This is a genomic window from Pusillimonas sp. NJUB218, assembly GCF_003788685.1.
Taxonomy (GTDB): Bacteria; Pseudomonadota; Gammaproteobacteria; order Burkholderiales; family Burkholderiaceae_B; genus Neopusillimonas.
In genome coordinates, this window is the sequence record NZ_NQMK01000003.1 from 59,648 (window position 1) to 72,800 (window position 13,153).

A 13,153-nucleotide genomic window follows, 5' to 3' on the forward strand; every position below is an offset into this window, starting at 1 on the left:
CATCATCCAGGAGCTCAACATGCCTGTCAGTGATTATCAGCTTATTTCGGCGTGGCAGCAGGTGCTGAAGCTGTCCAACCTAGAGGCCGGCCAAACCGTTACCATTTTGACCAGTTCGGCCACCAATCAGCAAACACTGTTGGCCGCTACGGTTGCTTCGCAGTCGATGGGGGCCGTGGTTAACCGTTTAGACTTGCCGCCGGTCAACGCCGAAAAGGCACTAAGCCGTGATCCGCTGGCGTACTTAGGTACTACGCCGCTTACCGGCAACAAAGCGGCAATTGCCGCGCTCAAAGAAAGCGACCTTGTCCTCGACTTGATGACTTTGCTGTTTTCGCCCGAACAAATCGACATCTTGAAGGGTGGCACCAAAATTTTGCTGGCCGTTGAGCCGCCCGAGATCTTGGTGCGCACGGTGCCCACAGAAGCCGATCGCACCCGCGTCAAGGCCGCCGCTGCGCGCATTGCCGCCGCGCGCGAAATGACGGTTGTTTCCGAGGCCGGGACCGATCTGCGTTGCCCCCTGGGTGAGTTCCACCCCATCAGCGAATACGGCTTTGTCGACGAACCCGGCCGTTGGGACCACTGGCCCAGTGGTTTTGCGCTGACCTTCCCCAATGAAGGGCAAGCGAGTGGTCGTATCGTGATCGACAAGGGCGACATTTTGCTCCCGCAAAAAATGTATTGCAGCAGCCAGATTATCCTGACTGTCGAAAACGGCTATGCCACAAAGATCGAAGGCGGCATCGACGCCGATCTGCTCAACGAGTACATGGCGTCGTTCAACGACCCCGAGGGTTATGCCATTTCGCACATTGGCTGGGGCTTGCAGCCGCGTTGCCATTGGTCAACCCTGGGCCTGTACGATCGCGAGCAAACCATTGGCATGGACGCCCGTGCATTCGAAGGTAACTTCCTGTTCTCTTTGGGGCCCAACAACGAAGCCGGTGGCAAGCGTACAACGGCCTGCCATATCGATATCCCGCTGCGTCATTGCACGGTCAGACTCGACGGCGAAGACATGGTTCGCAACGGCAAGGTGCTTGACGGGGGCGTCAAATGAGCCAGTCTGACGCACAAACCTATGCCAAACAGGGGTTTGGCAACAGTTTCGAACTGAAAGCGCCGGTGGGCCTGCTGATCATTGACTTCGTCAATGGCTTTGCCGACCCAGCCGTTTTTGGTGGCGGCAATATCAAAGAGGCCATCAACAATACGGTGCCTTTGCTTGCCGAGGCGCGCAAGCGCGGTTGGTCGGTAGCGCACAGCCGTATCGTGTTTGCTGACGATGGTGCCGACCACAATATTTTTACGTTAAAAGTGCCCAGCATGCTTGGCCTTAAAGAGCACGATCACAACAGTGCCATCGTGCCCGAACTGACGCCGGTCGATGGTGAGTTGGTGGTGCGCAAAACGGTGCCGTCGGCGTTTTTTGGCACGTCGTTGGCTGCGTGGTTGGCCATGCGCGGGGTGCAAACTCTGGTGGTGGCGGGCGCTGTTACCAGCGGTTGTGTGCGGGCTAGCGTCGTCGATGCAATGCAGTGGGGTTTTCGTCCGCTGGTGTTGTCCGATTGCGTGGGCGACCGCGCGTTGGCGCCTCACGAGGCCAATCTGTTCGACATGAAGCAGAAGTACGCCGCAGTCATGACTCGCGACGAAGCTTTAGCAGCTTTATCGGCATGACGTGTGTCTACCCCCGGCTTAGGTGGCCGGGGTATGTTTAGAAAAAAAGGGAGGCATTTTTTAAATGCCTCCCTTTTTTACGACCTGCAGCGTTATTTTTGCCAGCGACGTCCGGTCGCGCATCATGACGCTCGGGTGTGACGGGTACCTATGCCCGCCGCACCCGTGTGCAGGTTAAACCGGGTACACCAGATCGGTGGCCAGAATTTCGGTGTCGTGAATGACCTGGCGCTCTTTAAGTAGAAGGCGGTCGCCGTCGCGTACGAAACGATCGTAGTACTTGCCGGCCAGATGCACGGTCGAGGGGCCTTCGATCAGAGTTTGCACCAGAAGGAAGTTGGCCTCGGCTTCGATGACGCCGTTTGCCTCGTCGACGATCCGGATGTTGGACACCAGGTGCAGTGTGTGGCGCGGTGCAAACATCTGGGTGCGACCGATGGCAACAGCACGGTCGTGCATCATGTTGCGGCCTTCGGCGTACACCAGGCCCACCACCAGGCCCAGGTCAGCGTTCTCGCGCGAGGTAATGCGGTACAGGCCGTCTTCAGTAAAGAAGTTGGGCCAGAGTTCGACATTGTTAGTGTCGAGCACGGCGCAGTACTCGTTATGAAATGCTTCGACCTCGGCGCGCAATTGCTGGGCCCGCGCAGCATCGATACGTGCGGGTTGAAACGAATAATCAGTTTTCATGGTCGAAAGCATCTTACAACTCCATTACGCCGCGATAGTATTGGTACATGGCACGGATGGCCGCTTCGGAAATCAGGGTGTTCGACGTTCCGACGGTGCCGGTGTCGAGTTTGATGATGTTCACGTCGGTGCTGGAGCGGCGCACGCCTTCTTGCACAAAACGCATGGCTTCGTTGTCTTCCAGCCCTAAAAAGCCCGACGGGCCCATCAGGTTACCCTGGCGTAAACGATGACGCAGCATTTCTTCGGTATCGTCTTCGTAGCCAAACATGGTCCACTGCATGATCATGCTGTTCGGGCCGTTGGGGATAATCTGACGCACGCCCAAGGTATTCATCTCGCGCTGAACCACCAGGTTGGGCCAGATGGTGGTCATGGTCACCGACCAGGGCGAGTTGAACTCTTTGACGAAGTCCAGGAAGCGTTCGTCGCGCAGACGCAACTCGTCGCTGAACGAGCGCATTTCTTTCTTGGTCTCTTCGCTGACGCTTGCGTATATTTCGTCTTTCTTTGCTGAACCCATAATGCCGTGGCGCCCGTGTTTGTTGTCGGCAAACATCATGGACTTGTTGCCGGCAACCAGCAGCCCGAACACCACCAGGAAGGAGTGCAGCAGCGTGGCGTGATAGGGGTCTTTCAGGTTCTCGTGGTACATCTTCCAGTTGCAGGGCAGCTCGTTACGGTAGTAGCCCAGCAATTTAAGTTTTTTACCTGGGAACACCACCTTGAAATCTTCAAGAATTTCGGGGGTCAGGTACTCTTCGATGGGCTCGACCTTGTCGGAATACGATGCGAAGATCACGCCATTGAGTGCTGTAACGTTCAGTTTGCGCAGGCCGTGGTCCTCGTTGCGAAAATCGCGAGGCATACCGCCTTCTTTGTTAACGCCACGCTTGAACGGAACGCCTTGCAAGTCGCCCTTAAGGGTGTACGACCACTGGTGATAGGGGCAGACGAATTCTTTGGCATTACCCTGGCTTGAACGGCAGAACTCTGCGCCACGGTGCGCGCAGCGGTTTTCGAATACGCTGATAGTGCCGTCTTCGGCGCGGGCAACCACAACAGGAATGGCGCCGACGTACGAGCGCTTGTAATCGCCCGCGTTGGGGATTTCGCACTCAAGTGCAACGTAGTTCCAGGTGTCGCCCTGGAAAATTCTTTCCATTTCGCGGTCGTAAACGGCCTGGCTGGTGTAAACCCAGTCGGGGATGGCGTCCAGGCCTTGTTCGGGCCAGACGCACTGATCGAGTGCCGGGTCTTTTGACGCCACGGTTTGCCCGATGACGGTTTGTGACTGATACATGAAGATCTCCTTGGAAATCGGGGCTAAGCCGGTGACACCGGCGTGGCTTGGGCCAAGACTTGTTTGGCAAAAGCACGTACGGTGACCGAAGTGTCGGTAAATTGGGAAGGGTCGATGGCCAGGCGCGATTCGAAAACTGGTCGCAGGGCGCGCAGGTCGCCACCGGCATTCACGGCAATCGCGTGTACCGGAATGTTGTCGAGCAAGCCGACCATAATGAATTTTGCCGGCGTGGCGCCCCCCGAGGTGTCGCCCCGGGTGACATAGCGCAGACCTGCCTGCGGTAAACCCAGCATCTGGATATTGTGGCCAAACTGGTCAGTCCAGAACCAAGGGTAGGCCGCAGGCTCGGCGGTTTCGCCCAGCATCGCTGCTGCGGCAATGCGCGCCTGTTCGTTGGCGTTTTGCCAGGACTCCAGACGCATGCCGGCGCCCGAGGCGTCCCGAATCTGGCTGGTGCAGTCGCCGGCGGCAAAGATATCGCCATGGCTGGTGCGGCATTGCGAATCAACGACAATACCGCCATTTTGGGTATCGACGCTCAGGCTGGCGTCGCGCGCAAGCGCGGTGTTTGCGGTCAGGCCAACGGCCACGACCACCAGGTCGGCCGAAAGCACGGTACCGTTATTGAGTGTGAGCTGCCAGGCGCCCTGCGAAGCCGCGGGAGCGACGACCTCGCGGGCCGCCTGCCCTAAATGCAGCGTCGCGCCGGCCCGGGCGGCTTGTGCCTCGAGCCAACCAGAAAATTCGGGTGGAACCACTCGCGCCAGGGCGCGCGGGGCGTATTCGATAACCGATGCTGTCAGCCCTTTGCCCAGCGCTGTCGATGCAATTTCAAGCCCTAAAAACCCGGCGCCGATAATGACGACATGCTTGCCGGGCTGCATGGCGGCACGCAGGTGCCGTGCGTCGTCGAGTGTGCGCAAATAGAAAACATTGGGCGCTGTTTCCGGGAAGTCGGGCAGGGTGCGCGCCAGACCACCGGTTGCCAGCAGACATTTGTCGAAACCGACGGTGCTACCGTCAGACAGGGCGGCGACTTTACCGTTAGTGTCCAGGTGCGTCACGCTCAGGCCGAGTTTCAGGTCGACCTGACTTTCTTCGTAGAACCCGGCGGGCTTCACGCTGATGGCCGGTTCAGTATCGGGCGAGGCGGCGACCAGCAGATCTTTGGAGAGCGGCGGGCGCTCGTAGGGCGGGTGGGCTTCGTCGCCCACCAAACTGATGCGACCGCTATAACCGTGGCCGCGCAGCGCGGCAACGGCAACGGCTGCCGCCTGCCCCGCGCCGACAATCAGAATAGATGATGGTGAGCTCATGCGTTGGCCTTGCCGGTTCAGAAGCGCACGAAAATTTCGTTGCCTTCAGTTTTGACTTCGTAGACTTTCATGTCTTCGGTAGCCGGTGCACACATGGCTTTGCCCGTACGCAGGTCGAATTTGGCCTGGTGCAAGGGGCATTCAATACAGCCGTCTTCCAGAAAGCCGTCGGACAGCAGTGCGTACTGATGCGTACAGATATTGTCCGAAACAAAGAATTCGCCTTCGGTGTGGTGCACGGCCAATTGATGACCATTGACGTCGACAGCCAGGGACTCGTCTTCGGCGACTTGATCGACGGTAGCGATTTTTATCCAGTTCATAGTGTTTTCTTTGATTTTAGTGGCAATATAGTCAGTATGCTGTATATTTATTTTTGCCTATATAGGGGTTTACACCAAGTAATTAGGGATTGCCCGAAAATGGCATGAATAAAGGCTTTCTCGGTGTTTACCCTCGTTGACACCTGTGCAGATTGATCAGCATACTAACAAATAACCTGCTCTGGTGCGCCAATTTTTAACCGTATTCGGCGTCTCGCATTCAGTCATCGGGTGGGTTGGCGAACTTTACGTTTTGTCCCCTTTTCGGCCCATGCGGGCCACAGCAGTTGTCTGTTCTATTCATAACAAATCACAAGGAGCTGTACATGCAACGACGTCGCTTTCTAACACAGGCAGTCGCCGCGACCGGCGCAGGTTTGGCCGCTGTCGGGATGCCCGCAGTCGCTCAAGGGACGCCCAGCGTGCGCTGGCGTATGTCGACCGGCTGGCCCAAAAGTCTTGACGCGATTTACGGTTCGGCCGAAGATCTGTGCCGTCGCGTCAGCCAATTGACGCAAGGCAAATTTGAAATTCGCGCGTTTCCGGGCGGCGAAATTGTGCCTTACGCCCAAAACATGGAAGCGGTCAGCAACGGGACCGTCGAATGTAACCACGTGCTGGCTACGGCGCACATTGGTACCAATACCGCCATCGCTTTCGATACCGGCATGTCGTTTGGCCTGAACGCTCGTCAGCACAACGCCTGGCTGAACTACGGCGGGGGTATGGATTTGTTGCGCGGCATGTACAAGCAATACGGTATTACCAACTTTGTGACCGGTAACGTCGGTGTGCAAATGGGTGGTTGGTACCGCCGTGAAATCAAGTCCCTGAAAGACATCGAAGGCCTGAAAATGCGTGTGGGCGGCATTGGCGGCATGGTGCTGAGCAAGCTTGGTGCCATTCCACAGCAGATTCCCCCCAGCGATATCTACCCTTCGCTTGAAAAGGGCACCATCGACGCGGCTGAATGGATCGGCCCCTACGATGATGAAAAACTCGGCCTGAACAAAGTGGCGCCTTACTACTACTCGCCAGGCTGGTGGGAAGGTAGTGCGTCGATTACCAGCATGGTCAACACCAAGGCCTGGGAAGCGCTTCCACCCGAGTACAAGGCTGCGTTCGAGGCGGCGGCGGCCGAGCAAACGGTTCGCATGCTGGCCAAGTACGACGCCCTGAACCCCGGCGCGTTGCGCTCGCTTATCGCCAACGGCGCCAAGCTCAGCTTCTTCCCGAAAGACGTTATGGACGCAGCGTACAAGGCGTCGCAAGAGCTGTGGACAGAGTTGTCTGCCAAGAACCCTGACTTCGCCAAAATCTATCCCCAGTGGAAGAAGTTCCAGGAATCGGAAGCCAGCTGGTTCCGCGTCACTGAAAACGCGCTCGATAACTTTACGTTCAACGAAGTACTGAAGAAATCGTAATCCGGTCTCTTCAAAAGGCGCGCCCGGTTAGCGGGCGCGCCTTGTGGTACCCCGAATTAAGCAGGCAACAGATGCATTACAGGCAGGTTCAGGCATGACAGACTCACATCACTCAACATTCACCGCAAAGCCGCAGGGCGTTGGCGCGCGAATTCCTCGTAAAGAAGACGCGCGTCACCTGCATGGCAAGGGCAACTTCATTGGCAACATGAGCATGCCGGGTCTCAGCGAGGTCGCCTTCTTGCGCAGTCCGCTGGCGCACGCGCGTATCACTGGGGTCAAAGTGTCGCCCGAGGCCGAGGGCCATGTGTTTCTGCGGTCGTCCATGCCCGACGCCAAAGATATTGTTGCCAACTCGACGTTACCGACTTACCAGGCCTCTGGGCAGCCGCCATTGGCGCACGATAAAGTGCGTTTTGTGGGCGAACCCGTCGCGATGACGTTCGCGCCAACGCGTGCCGAAGCCGAAGATCTGGCAGAGCTGGTCGACGTAGATTATGACGAGCTGCCGGTTTATGTTGATATCGAAAGCGCCGAAGCAGCTACTGAAAATTTTGTACACGATCACTGGAAAGACAATGTGTTCGTGACGTTGAATGCCAATACCAATTTTGATGAACTGTCGGCAAAGGCCGAGGTCGTCGTCAAGCGTGATATCGACCTTTCCCGCCAGTGCATGCTGCCCATGGAGGGCATCGCGGTATTGGCCTACTGGGATAACCAGGTCAACCAGTTGGTGATTTACACCGCGACTCAGGTGCCACACCTGATCCGTACCGGTTTGTCCGAATTCCTCGACCTGCCTCAAGAGCAAATCCGGGTTATTTCGCCCGACGTGGGTGGCGGGTTTGGATACAAATGTATTTTGCAGCAAGAAGAGCTGTGTGTTGCCTGGCTGGCCAAAACTTACAAGCGTCCGTTTCGTTACCTCGAAGACCGCCGCGAGCACTTGATTGCGGGTGCCAATACGCGCGAACATCACTACGAAATGACGGCGTACGCCGATAAACAGGGCAAATTGCTTGCGCTCGATGCCAAAGTCACCATCAATGGCGGCGCGTATTCGGTCTGGCCGTTTACCGTAGGCCTGGAAACAGGCCAGGCTTTGGGTAACCTGCCTGGGCCTTACGCGTTTCGCGGTTACCGTTGCCAGACACGTTGCGTGGCGACCAACAAACCGGGCTTTCTGCCGTATCGTGGTGTAGCGCGTACAGGCGTGTGCTTTGCTATCGAGCTATTGCTCGACGCCGTGGCGCGTGAAGTGGGCCGCGAAGCTTGGGAAGTGCGTCTGGACAATCTGGTGCAGGCCGAGCAAATGCCTTATGTCAACGTGACCAACAAGCATCTGGACAGTGGCGACTACCCGGCCAGCCTACGACGCGCACTGGAAATGATTGATGTCAACGCCGTGCGTGAACGCCAGCAGCGCGGCGAACCCGATGGTCGTCTGATTGGTCTGGGCGTAGCCACTTACACCGAGCAATCCGCGCACGGTACGTCGGTTTTTGCCGCCTGGGGCACGCCTGTAATTCCAGGTTTTGATCAGGCTGCAGTCAAGTTGACGCCCGACGGCGGCGCCGAGTTGCGTGTGGGCGTTCACTCGCATGGTCAGGGCATGGAAACCACCTTCGCCCAGATTGCCAACGAGATTTTGGGAATCGACGTCAATCGTATCCGTCTTGTGCACGGCGACACCGGGCAGACTCCATATTCATCCGGCACCTACGCGTCGCGGTCCTTGGTCATGTCAGGCGGTGCTGTGTCAACGGCATGCAAGCAGTTGGTGCCGCGCATCAAAAAAATCGGCGCTCATTTGTTAGGCGCATCGGTCGACGATGTGGTGCTTGAAGACGGCTGCGTAAAAGCAGGCGATCGTCAGGTGCCCATGTCGCAAATTTGTAATGCGTGGTACGTCAACCCCCAGCATTTGCCGCCCGATGTCGACCCTGCCGGTCTGGAAATCAGTGTGGGTTATCGCCCCAAAGTAGATACCGGTAGTTTCACTTATTGCAGTCAGGCCGCTGTGGTCGCTGTAGATCCGAACACTGGTGCCATCGAAATTCTGGATTATGTCGTGGTCGAAGACTGTGGCCGCATGATTAATCCCCTGGTGGTTGAAGGGCAGACCATTGGCGGTATTGCGCAGGGCATTGGCACCGCGTTGTACGAAGAAATGCCCTACGACGATCAAGGTCAGCCCTTGGCGTCAACGCTGGCCGACTACATCATGCCTGGCGCCACCGAAGTGCCCAATATCCGTATCGACCATTTCGAAACCCTGTCGCCGCACACCGAGTTCGGTGCAAAGGGTATGGGCGAAGGCGGGGCCATTGCACCGCCCGCCGTTATTTTTGGCGCCGTCAACGACGCTTTGAAGGATTACGGCGTCGAATTCACCCGCACGCCGCTGTCGCCGCATCGCGTGCTCGATGCGCTGGCCGATGCGGGCCGCTCAACCGAATCACGTCCCAACGCAACAACAGGGGCTACCGTATGAAAGCTGCAAAATTTGAATATCAACGTGCCGTAACGGCCAAAGAAGCACTCGCTGTCTTAAAAAACACCGATGGGTCGGTCAAAGCCATGGGCGGCAGCCAGTCGCTGGGCCCCATGCTGAATCTGCGTCTGGCGCGTCCGGCCAAGGTCATTGACGTTTCCGGCGTCAATGAGTGGCGACAGGTCGCTGCCGAGGGTCTCAAGATTCGTATCGGGGCGGCTGTCACACATACCGACATCGAAGACGGTGTGTTCCCCGAACTGCGTGGTCATATGCTGCAAGAAGTGGCCGGCCGCATTGCTTACCGTGCTGTGCGTAACCGCGGCACCATAGGCGGCAGCATTGCGCACGCCGACCCGGCGGCCGACTGGGTGCTGGCCACCAGCGCCCTGGCTGCCGAGCTCGAATTGTCGTCTGCCGCCGGTACGCGACGCGTGCGCATGCCCGAGTTCATGCTGGGTGCTTATGCCGTCGATCTGCAACCCGAAGAATTGATCACGGCCGTCATTGTGCCCGCGCGTACGGCCCAAACCCGTTGGGGTTACTACAAGTTTTGCCGTAAAACGGGCGAGTTTGCCGAAGCCAGCTGTGCTGCGTATTTCGAGCCGTCTACCCAAACTGCCCGCATTGTGGTGGGGGCGCTTGGGGGCGCACCGCAGTTGTTGGCCGAACTGTCTGCCCAAGTGGCTAAAGGCGGCCTTGCCGCAGCCGACGAGCAGGCCATCGGGCAGGCTCTCGCCGCCGTCGCACCCGAAAAAACCGCCGCCGACCGACGGTTGTATATCACGGTCATCCAGCGTTGCCTGCAACAGGCATTGGGTGAGTAAAGGAAAGTAGCTATGTCCGAGTTGAATATTGAAGTTAATGGTCGCCGTTTCACGCGCGATGTTGTTGATCGCACGCATTTGGGCGATTTTTTGCGCGAAGACTTGCGCATGACCGGTACCAATTTAAGTTGTGAGCACGGGGTCTGCGGGGCATGTACCGTGCTGGTCGATGGTAAGCCAGTGCGTTCGTGCATTACGTTTGCCAGCGCCTGCGAGGGGCGCCAGGTCACCACCATCGAAGGTTACGACAATGACCCCGTCATGCTTCGCCTGCGTGAAGCCTTCAATACCCACCATGCGTTGCAATGTGGTTTTTGTACGCCGGGGATGTTGACGACGTCACGTGACATTATCTTGCGCTTGCCCGATGCCGACGAAGCGCGTGTGCGAATCGAGTTGTCGGGCAATATTTGCCGTTGCACCGGCTATCAGGGTATTACGGCCGCCGTTATGTCGGTGCTCGACGCGCTGCGTATGCAGCCCGATCCTGCTGTCGAGGCGTTGCGTGAGGCAGCCATGCAAGGCAAGGCCGCCTTGCCGCCCGCTGCCGATGCGCCCAAGCCGTTTACCGGCTTTGACGCGACAGTGCCGTCGACCAGCACCAAAGCGCCAGCGGCGCCTGCCGCGACGCCTTCGGCGTCTACCGGTGCGTCTGCTCCCGCCGCAGCAGGCAAGGGTACAAATATCCAGGGCGGTTTCGAGGTCCCGTTTTCTGCGGATCAGGTGTGGGCTTTTATGGCCGATTTGCGTGCGGTGGCCGGCTGCCTGCCGGGCGCAGTCATCGAGTCGCAGGAAGGCGACGAGGTCAAGGGGAAAATTGCCATCAAGTTCGGGCCGATGGCCGCAGCCTTCAATGGTGCGGCAACGCTCGAGCGTGACGATGCTGCCAAGTCTGCGGTGCTGCGCGGCTCGGGGCAAGATTCGCTTAGCCAGTCTCGCGCTAAAGGCGATGTCAGCTATCGGGTCACGTCGTTGTCCGCCGACAAAGCGCGTGTCGACGTTGATCTGCTTTATTCCCTGCAAGGGCCGCTGGCGCAATTTTCCCGGTCGGGTCTGGTGCAGGACTTTGTTAAACGCATGATTGCCGACTTTGGCCGCAACGTGGCATTGCGCATGGCGCAACCCGCCGGTTCGACCGAGCCCCTGCCGCAGGCTGAGTTCAGCCCGTTCAAGATGTTCATGAGCGTGCTTTGGGCCCGCCTGAAGCGGATGCTCGGCGGTCAATAAAGGCGCACCGTTCCAGATTTTCTTTTCCACCAAAACCACAAGAGGTTTGCCATGAAGAAATTGCTGACGAAGTCCTGGGCGCGTGTACTGACGGGTACCGTGGCTTGTCTGGTTGCCGGCACGGCCGCGGCACAGTCATTAACGCCTTTAAAAGTACGTCTTGATTGGACGCCCTGGGGTATACATGGCGCGTTTCATCTGGCCATGCAAAAGGGCTGGTACAAAGATGCGGGCCTGGACGTCAACTTCGAAGATGGCAATGGGTCGGTGACCACGGTTCAGATCGTGGGATCGAGCGACAATTTTGATGTGGGTCATGCGGCTTTGGCACCTATGATCATTGCGCGCGACAAGGGGTTGCCCGTCAAGGCAGTGGCCCCGTTTGCGCGTCGTAATGACATTGGCGTGCTGGTGCCCAAAGACTCCAATATCAAAGGGCCGGCTGATCTGAAAGGTAAAAAACTGGTGTACACGGCGGGCTCGCTTGAGGCCCCGTTTGTAGATGCGTTTTTGGCGGCTGGGGGCGTAAAGCGCACCGACCTTGAATTGCTTAATGTTGAAGCGGCAGCCAAGGCTACAACATACGCTGTTGGTCGGGCCGATGCCGTCGTATCGACCATCCCGTTCATCATTGCATCGGTTTCAAAGACCCGGCCTTCAGTGGCCATTCCTTTTGCCGATTATGGTCTGAATATCCCCAGCTTTGGCATTTTTGCTAACGAAGGCAAATTGGCTAGCCACGGCGAGGCCATTTCGAAGTTTGCTAGTGTGACCGCCCGTACCTGGGAATACATTTGGGCGGGCAACGAAGATGAAGCCGTCAAAGCGATTATTGCCGCGCGCCCCCAAGCCCGTCTGGATGCCGAGTCGCTTCGTGGGCAGCTTGATGCTTTGAAGCCTTATTTCGGCAAGCCCGTCGAGGGCTACCGCATGGGGATGCCGATACCCGCCGAATGGGATGATGCAGTCAAGACCATGACCAAGCTTGAGTTGATCAAGGGCGGCTTGCCAGCCACTGACTTTTACGTCACCGGTATGGTCAAGCCCGAGGCTTATGACGGGATGATTGGCAAATGAGTGTACCGGCTGTTAGCGCAAGGCGTGTTCAAAAACAGTATCCAGGTGCCCGAGGCGTATTGGCTCTGGATGGAATCAACATTGATATCCCTGAGGGGCAGTTTGTCAGCATTCTGGGCCCCAGCGGCTGTGGCAAAAGTACATTCTTGCGCTGTGTGGCCGGGCTTGAAAACATCACTTCGGGCGACCTCGAGGTTGGCGGTCGCCCGGTATCGGGCCCGCCCGACGGCATCGGTATGGTGTTTCAGCGCGACGCCCTGCTTGAATGGCGCACGATTCGAAAGAACTTGTTGTTGCCTGTTGAGTTTGCAAAGAAGCCTGTAGCCAATTACCAGGCCAAAGTCGATCATCTGCTTGACCTGACCGGGTTGCGCGATTTTGAGCAAAGCTATCCGCGTGAGCTGTCGGGGGGTATGCGTCAGCGTGCGGCAATTTGCCGTGCGCTGGTCGATGACCCTTCGCTGTTGCTGATGGATGAGCCTTTTGGTGCGCTGGATGCATTTACGCGTGACCAGATGAACTTTGAGCTGCAGCGTATCTGGATGGAGACCCGTAATACGGTGTTGTTCGTGACGCACGGGATTTCCGAGGCGGTCTTTTTGGGTGACATCGTCATGGTGTTGTCGCCGCGCCCCGGCCGGTTGGTTGAAATCATAGAGGTTGATTTGCCGCGCCCTAGGCCGCTGTCGGTGCGAGAAACGCCAGAGTTCGGCAAGTATGTCTCTCATATCCGTGGCCTGTTCGACAACATGGACACAGGGTCAGAAAAGAGGAAAGCCTGAT

The 13,153-nt window shown here is 57.6% G+C and carries 12 protein-coding genes; 8 read left to right on the plus strand and 4 right to left on the minus strand.

The genetic code is table 11. From position 1 onward, the window contains the following. Positions 1-19 precede the first annotated feature (19 nt). Positions 20-1,063, plus strand: a complete 1,044-nt coding sequence (locus CHR62_RS05310) for a 2,5-dihydroxypyridine 5,6-dioxygenase (RefSeq protein ID WP_123660269.1) — start codon at positions 20-22, stop codon at positions 1,061-1,063. Continuing rightward, positions 1,060-1,683, plus strand: coding sequence for an N-carbamoylsarcosine amidohydrolase (locus tag CHR62_RS05315; protein ID WP_093971588.1), 624 nt, complete (start codon positions 1,060-1,062; stop codon positions 1,681-1,683). The genes CHR62_RS05310 and CHR62_RS05315 overlap by 4 nt, the downstream gene beginning before the upstream one ends. Before the next feature lie 174 nt (positions 1,684-1,857). On the opposite strand, the gene CHR62_RS05320 is transcribed toward CHR62_RS05315, so the two are convergent. Genes CHR62_RS05320 through CHR62_RS05335 form a run of 4 tightly spaced genes read right to left on the minus strand, consistent with a single transcriptional unit; the run spans position 1,858 to position 5,318 of the window. Next, positions 1,858-2,373 (minus strand): nuclear transport factor 2 family protein, encoded by a 516-nt coding sequence (locus tag CHR62_RS05320; RefSeq protein WP_093971608.1) that lies wholly within the window; start codon positions 2,371-2,373, stop codon positions 1,858-1,860. 13 nt (positions 2,374-2,386) lie between these two features. Further along, complete coding sequence (locus CHR62_RS05325; protein WP_123660270.1) at positions 2,387-3,676, minus strand: aromatic ring-hydroxylating dioxygenase subunit alpha; 1,290 nt, start codon at positions 3,674-3,676, stop codon at positions 2,387-2,389. 23 nt (positions 3,677-3,699) lie between these two features. Beyond that, the gene (locus tag CHR62_RS05330; RefSeq protein WP_123660271.1) at positions 3,700-4,995 is read right to left on the minus strand and encodes an NAD(P)/FAD-dependent oxidoreductase; all 1,296 of its coding nucleotides are present in this window, start codon (positions 4,993-4,995) and stop codon (positions 3,700-3,702) included. 17 nt (positions 4,996-5,012) lie between these two features. Then, positions 5,013-5,318, minus strand: coding sequence for a non-heme iron oxygenase ferredoxin subunit (locus CHR62_RS05335; protein ID WP_093971591.1), 306 nt, complete (start codon positions 5,316-5,318; stop codon positions 5,013-5,015). A gap of 326 nt (positions 5,319-5,644) precedes the next feature. On the opposite strand from CHR62_RS05335, the gene CHR62_RS05340 reads away from it, so the two are divergent. The 6 genes from CHR62_RS05340 (at position 5,645) to CHR62_RS05365 (ending at position 13,152) form a co-directional block, all read left to right on the plus strand. After that, positions 5,645-6,742: a TRAP transporter substrate-binding protein gene (locus CHR62_RS05340; RefSeq protein ID WP_093971592.1), complete on the plus strand. Its 1,098-nt coding sequence runs from the start codon at positions 5,645-5,647 to the stop codon at positions 6,740-6,742. 94 nt (positions 6,743-6,836) lie between these two features. After that, positions 6,837-9,239, plus strand: a complete 2,403-nt coding sequence (locus CHR62_RS05345; protein ID WP_093971593.1) for a xanthine dehydrogenase family protein molybdopterin-binding subunit — start codon at positions 6,837-6,839, stop codon at positions 9,237-9,239. Further along, positions 9,236-10,066: a xanthine dehydrogenase family protein subunit M gene (locus tag CHR62_RS05350; protein WP_123660272.1), complete on the plus strand. Its 831-nt coding sequence runs from the start codon at positions 9,236-9,238 to the stop codon at positions 10,064-10,066. Before CHR62_RS05345 ends, CHR62_RS05350 begins: the two co-directional genes overlap by 4 nt. Positions 10,067-10,078: 12 nt before the next feature. Continuing rightward, positions 10,079-11,293: a 2Fe-2S iron-sulfur cluster-binding protein gene (locus tag CHR62_RS05355; protein WP_123660273.1), complete on the plus strand. Its 1,215-nt coding sequence runs from the start codon at positions 10,079-10,081 to the stop codon at positions 11,291-11,293. Between the two features lie 51 nt (positions 11,294-11,344). Further along, positions 11,345-12,370, plus strand: a complete 1,026-nt coding sequence (locus CHR62_RS05360; RefSeq protein ID WP_123660274.1) for an ABC transporter substrate-binding protein — start codon at positions 11,345-11,347, stop codon at positions 12,368-12,370. Then, on the plus strand, positions 12,367-13,152 hold the full coding sequence (locus tag CHR62_RS05365; protein ID WP_093971597.1) for an ABC transporter ATP-binding protein: 786 nt from the start codon (positions 12,367-12,369) through the stop codon (positions 13,150-13,152). Before CHR62_RS05360 ends, CHR62_RS05365 begins: the two co-directional genes overlap by 4 nt. The last annotated feature ends 1 nt before the right edge of the window (position 13,153 follow it).

Coding starts and splice junctions, on each gene's coding strand:
- CHR62_RS05310 (WP_123660269.1), top strand. CDS start 20: ATGCCTGTCAGTGATTATCAGCTTATTTCGGCGTGGCAGCAGGTGCTG.
- CHR62_RS05315 (WP_093971588.1), top strand. CDS start 1,060: ATGAGCCAGTCTGACGCACAAACCTATGCCAAACAGGGGTTTGGCAAC.
- CHR62_RS05320 (WP_093971608.1), bottom strand. CDS start 2,373: ATGAAAACTGATTATTCGTTTCAACCCGCACGTATCGATGCTGCGCGG.
- CHR62_RS05325 (WP_123660270.1), bottom strand. CDS start 3,676: ATGTATCAGTCACAAACCGTCATCGGGCAAACCGTGGCGTCAAAAGAC.
- CHR62_RS05330 (WP_123660271.1), bottom strand. CDS start 4,995: ATGAGCTCACCATCATCTATTCTGATTGTCGGCGCGGGGCAGGCGGCA.
- CHR62_RS05335 (WP_093971591.1), bottom strand. CDS start 5,318: ATGAACTGGATAAAAATCGCTACCGTCGATCAAGTCGCCGAAGACGAG.
- CHR62_RS05340 (WP_093971592.1), top strand. CDS start 5,645: ATGCAACGACGTCGCTTTCTAACACAGGCAGTCGCCGCGACCGGCGCA.
- CHR62_RS05345 (WP_093971593.1), top strand. CDS start 6,837: ATGACAGACTCACATCACTCAACATTCACCGCAAAGCCGCAGGGCGTT.
- CHR62_RS05350 (WP_123660272.1), top strand. CDS start 9,236: ATGAAAGCTGCAAAATTTGAATATCAACGTGCCGTAACGGCCAAAGAA.
- CHR62_RS05355 (WP_123660273.1), top strand. CDS start 10,079: ATGTCCGAGTTGAATATTGAAGTTAATGGTCGCCGTTTCACGCGCGAT.
- CHR62_RS05360 (WP_123660274.1), top strand. CDS start 11,345: ATGAAGAAATTGCTGACGAAGTCCTGGGCGCGTGTACTGACGGGTACC.
- CHR62_RS05365 (WP_093971597.1), top strand. CDS start 12,367: ATGAGTGTACCGGCTGTTAGCGCAAGGCGTGTTCAAAAACAGTATCCA.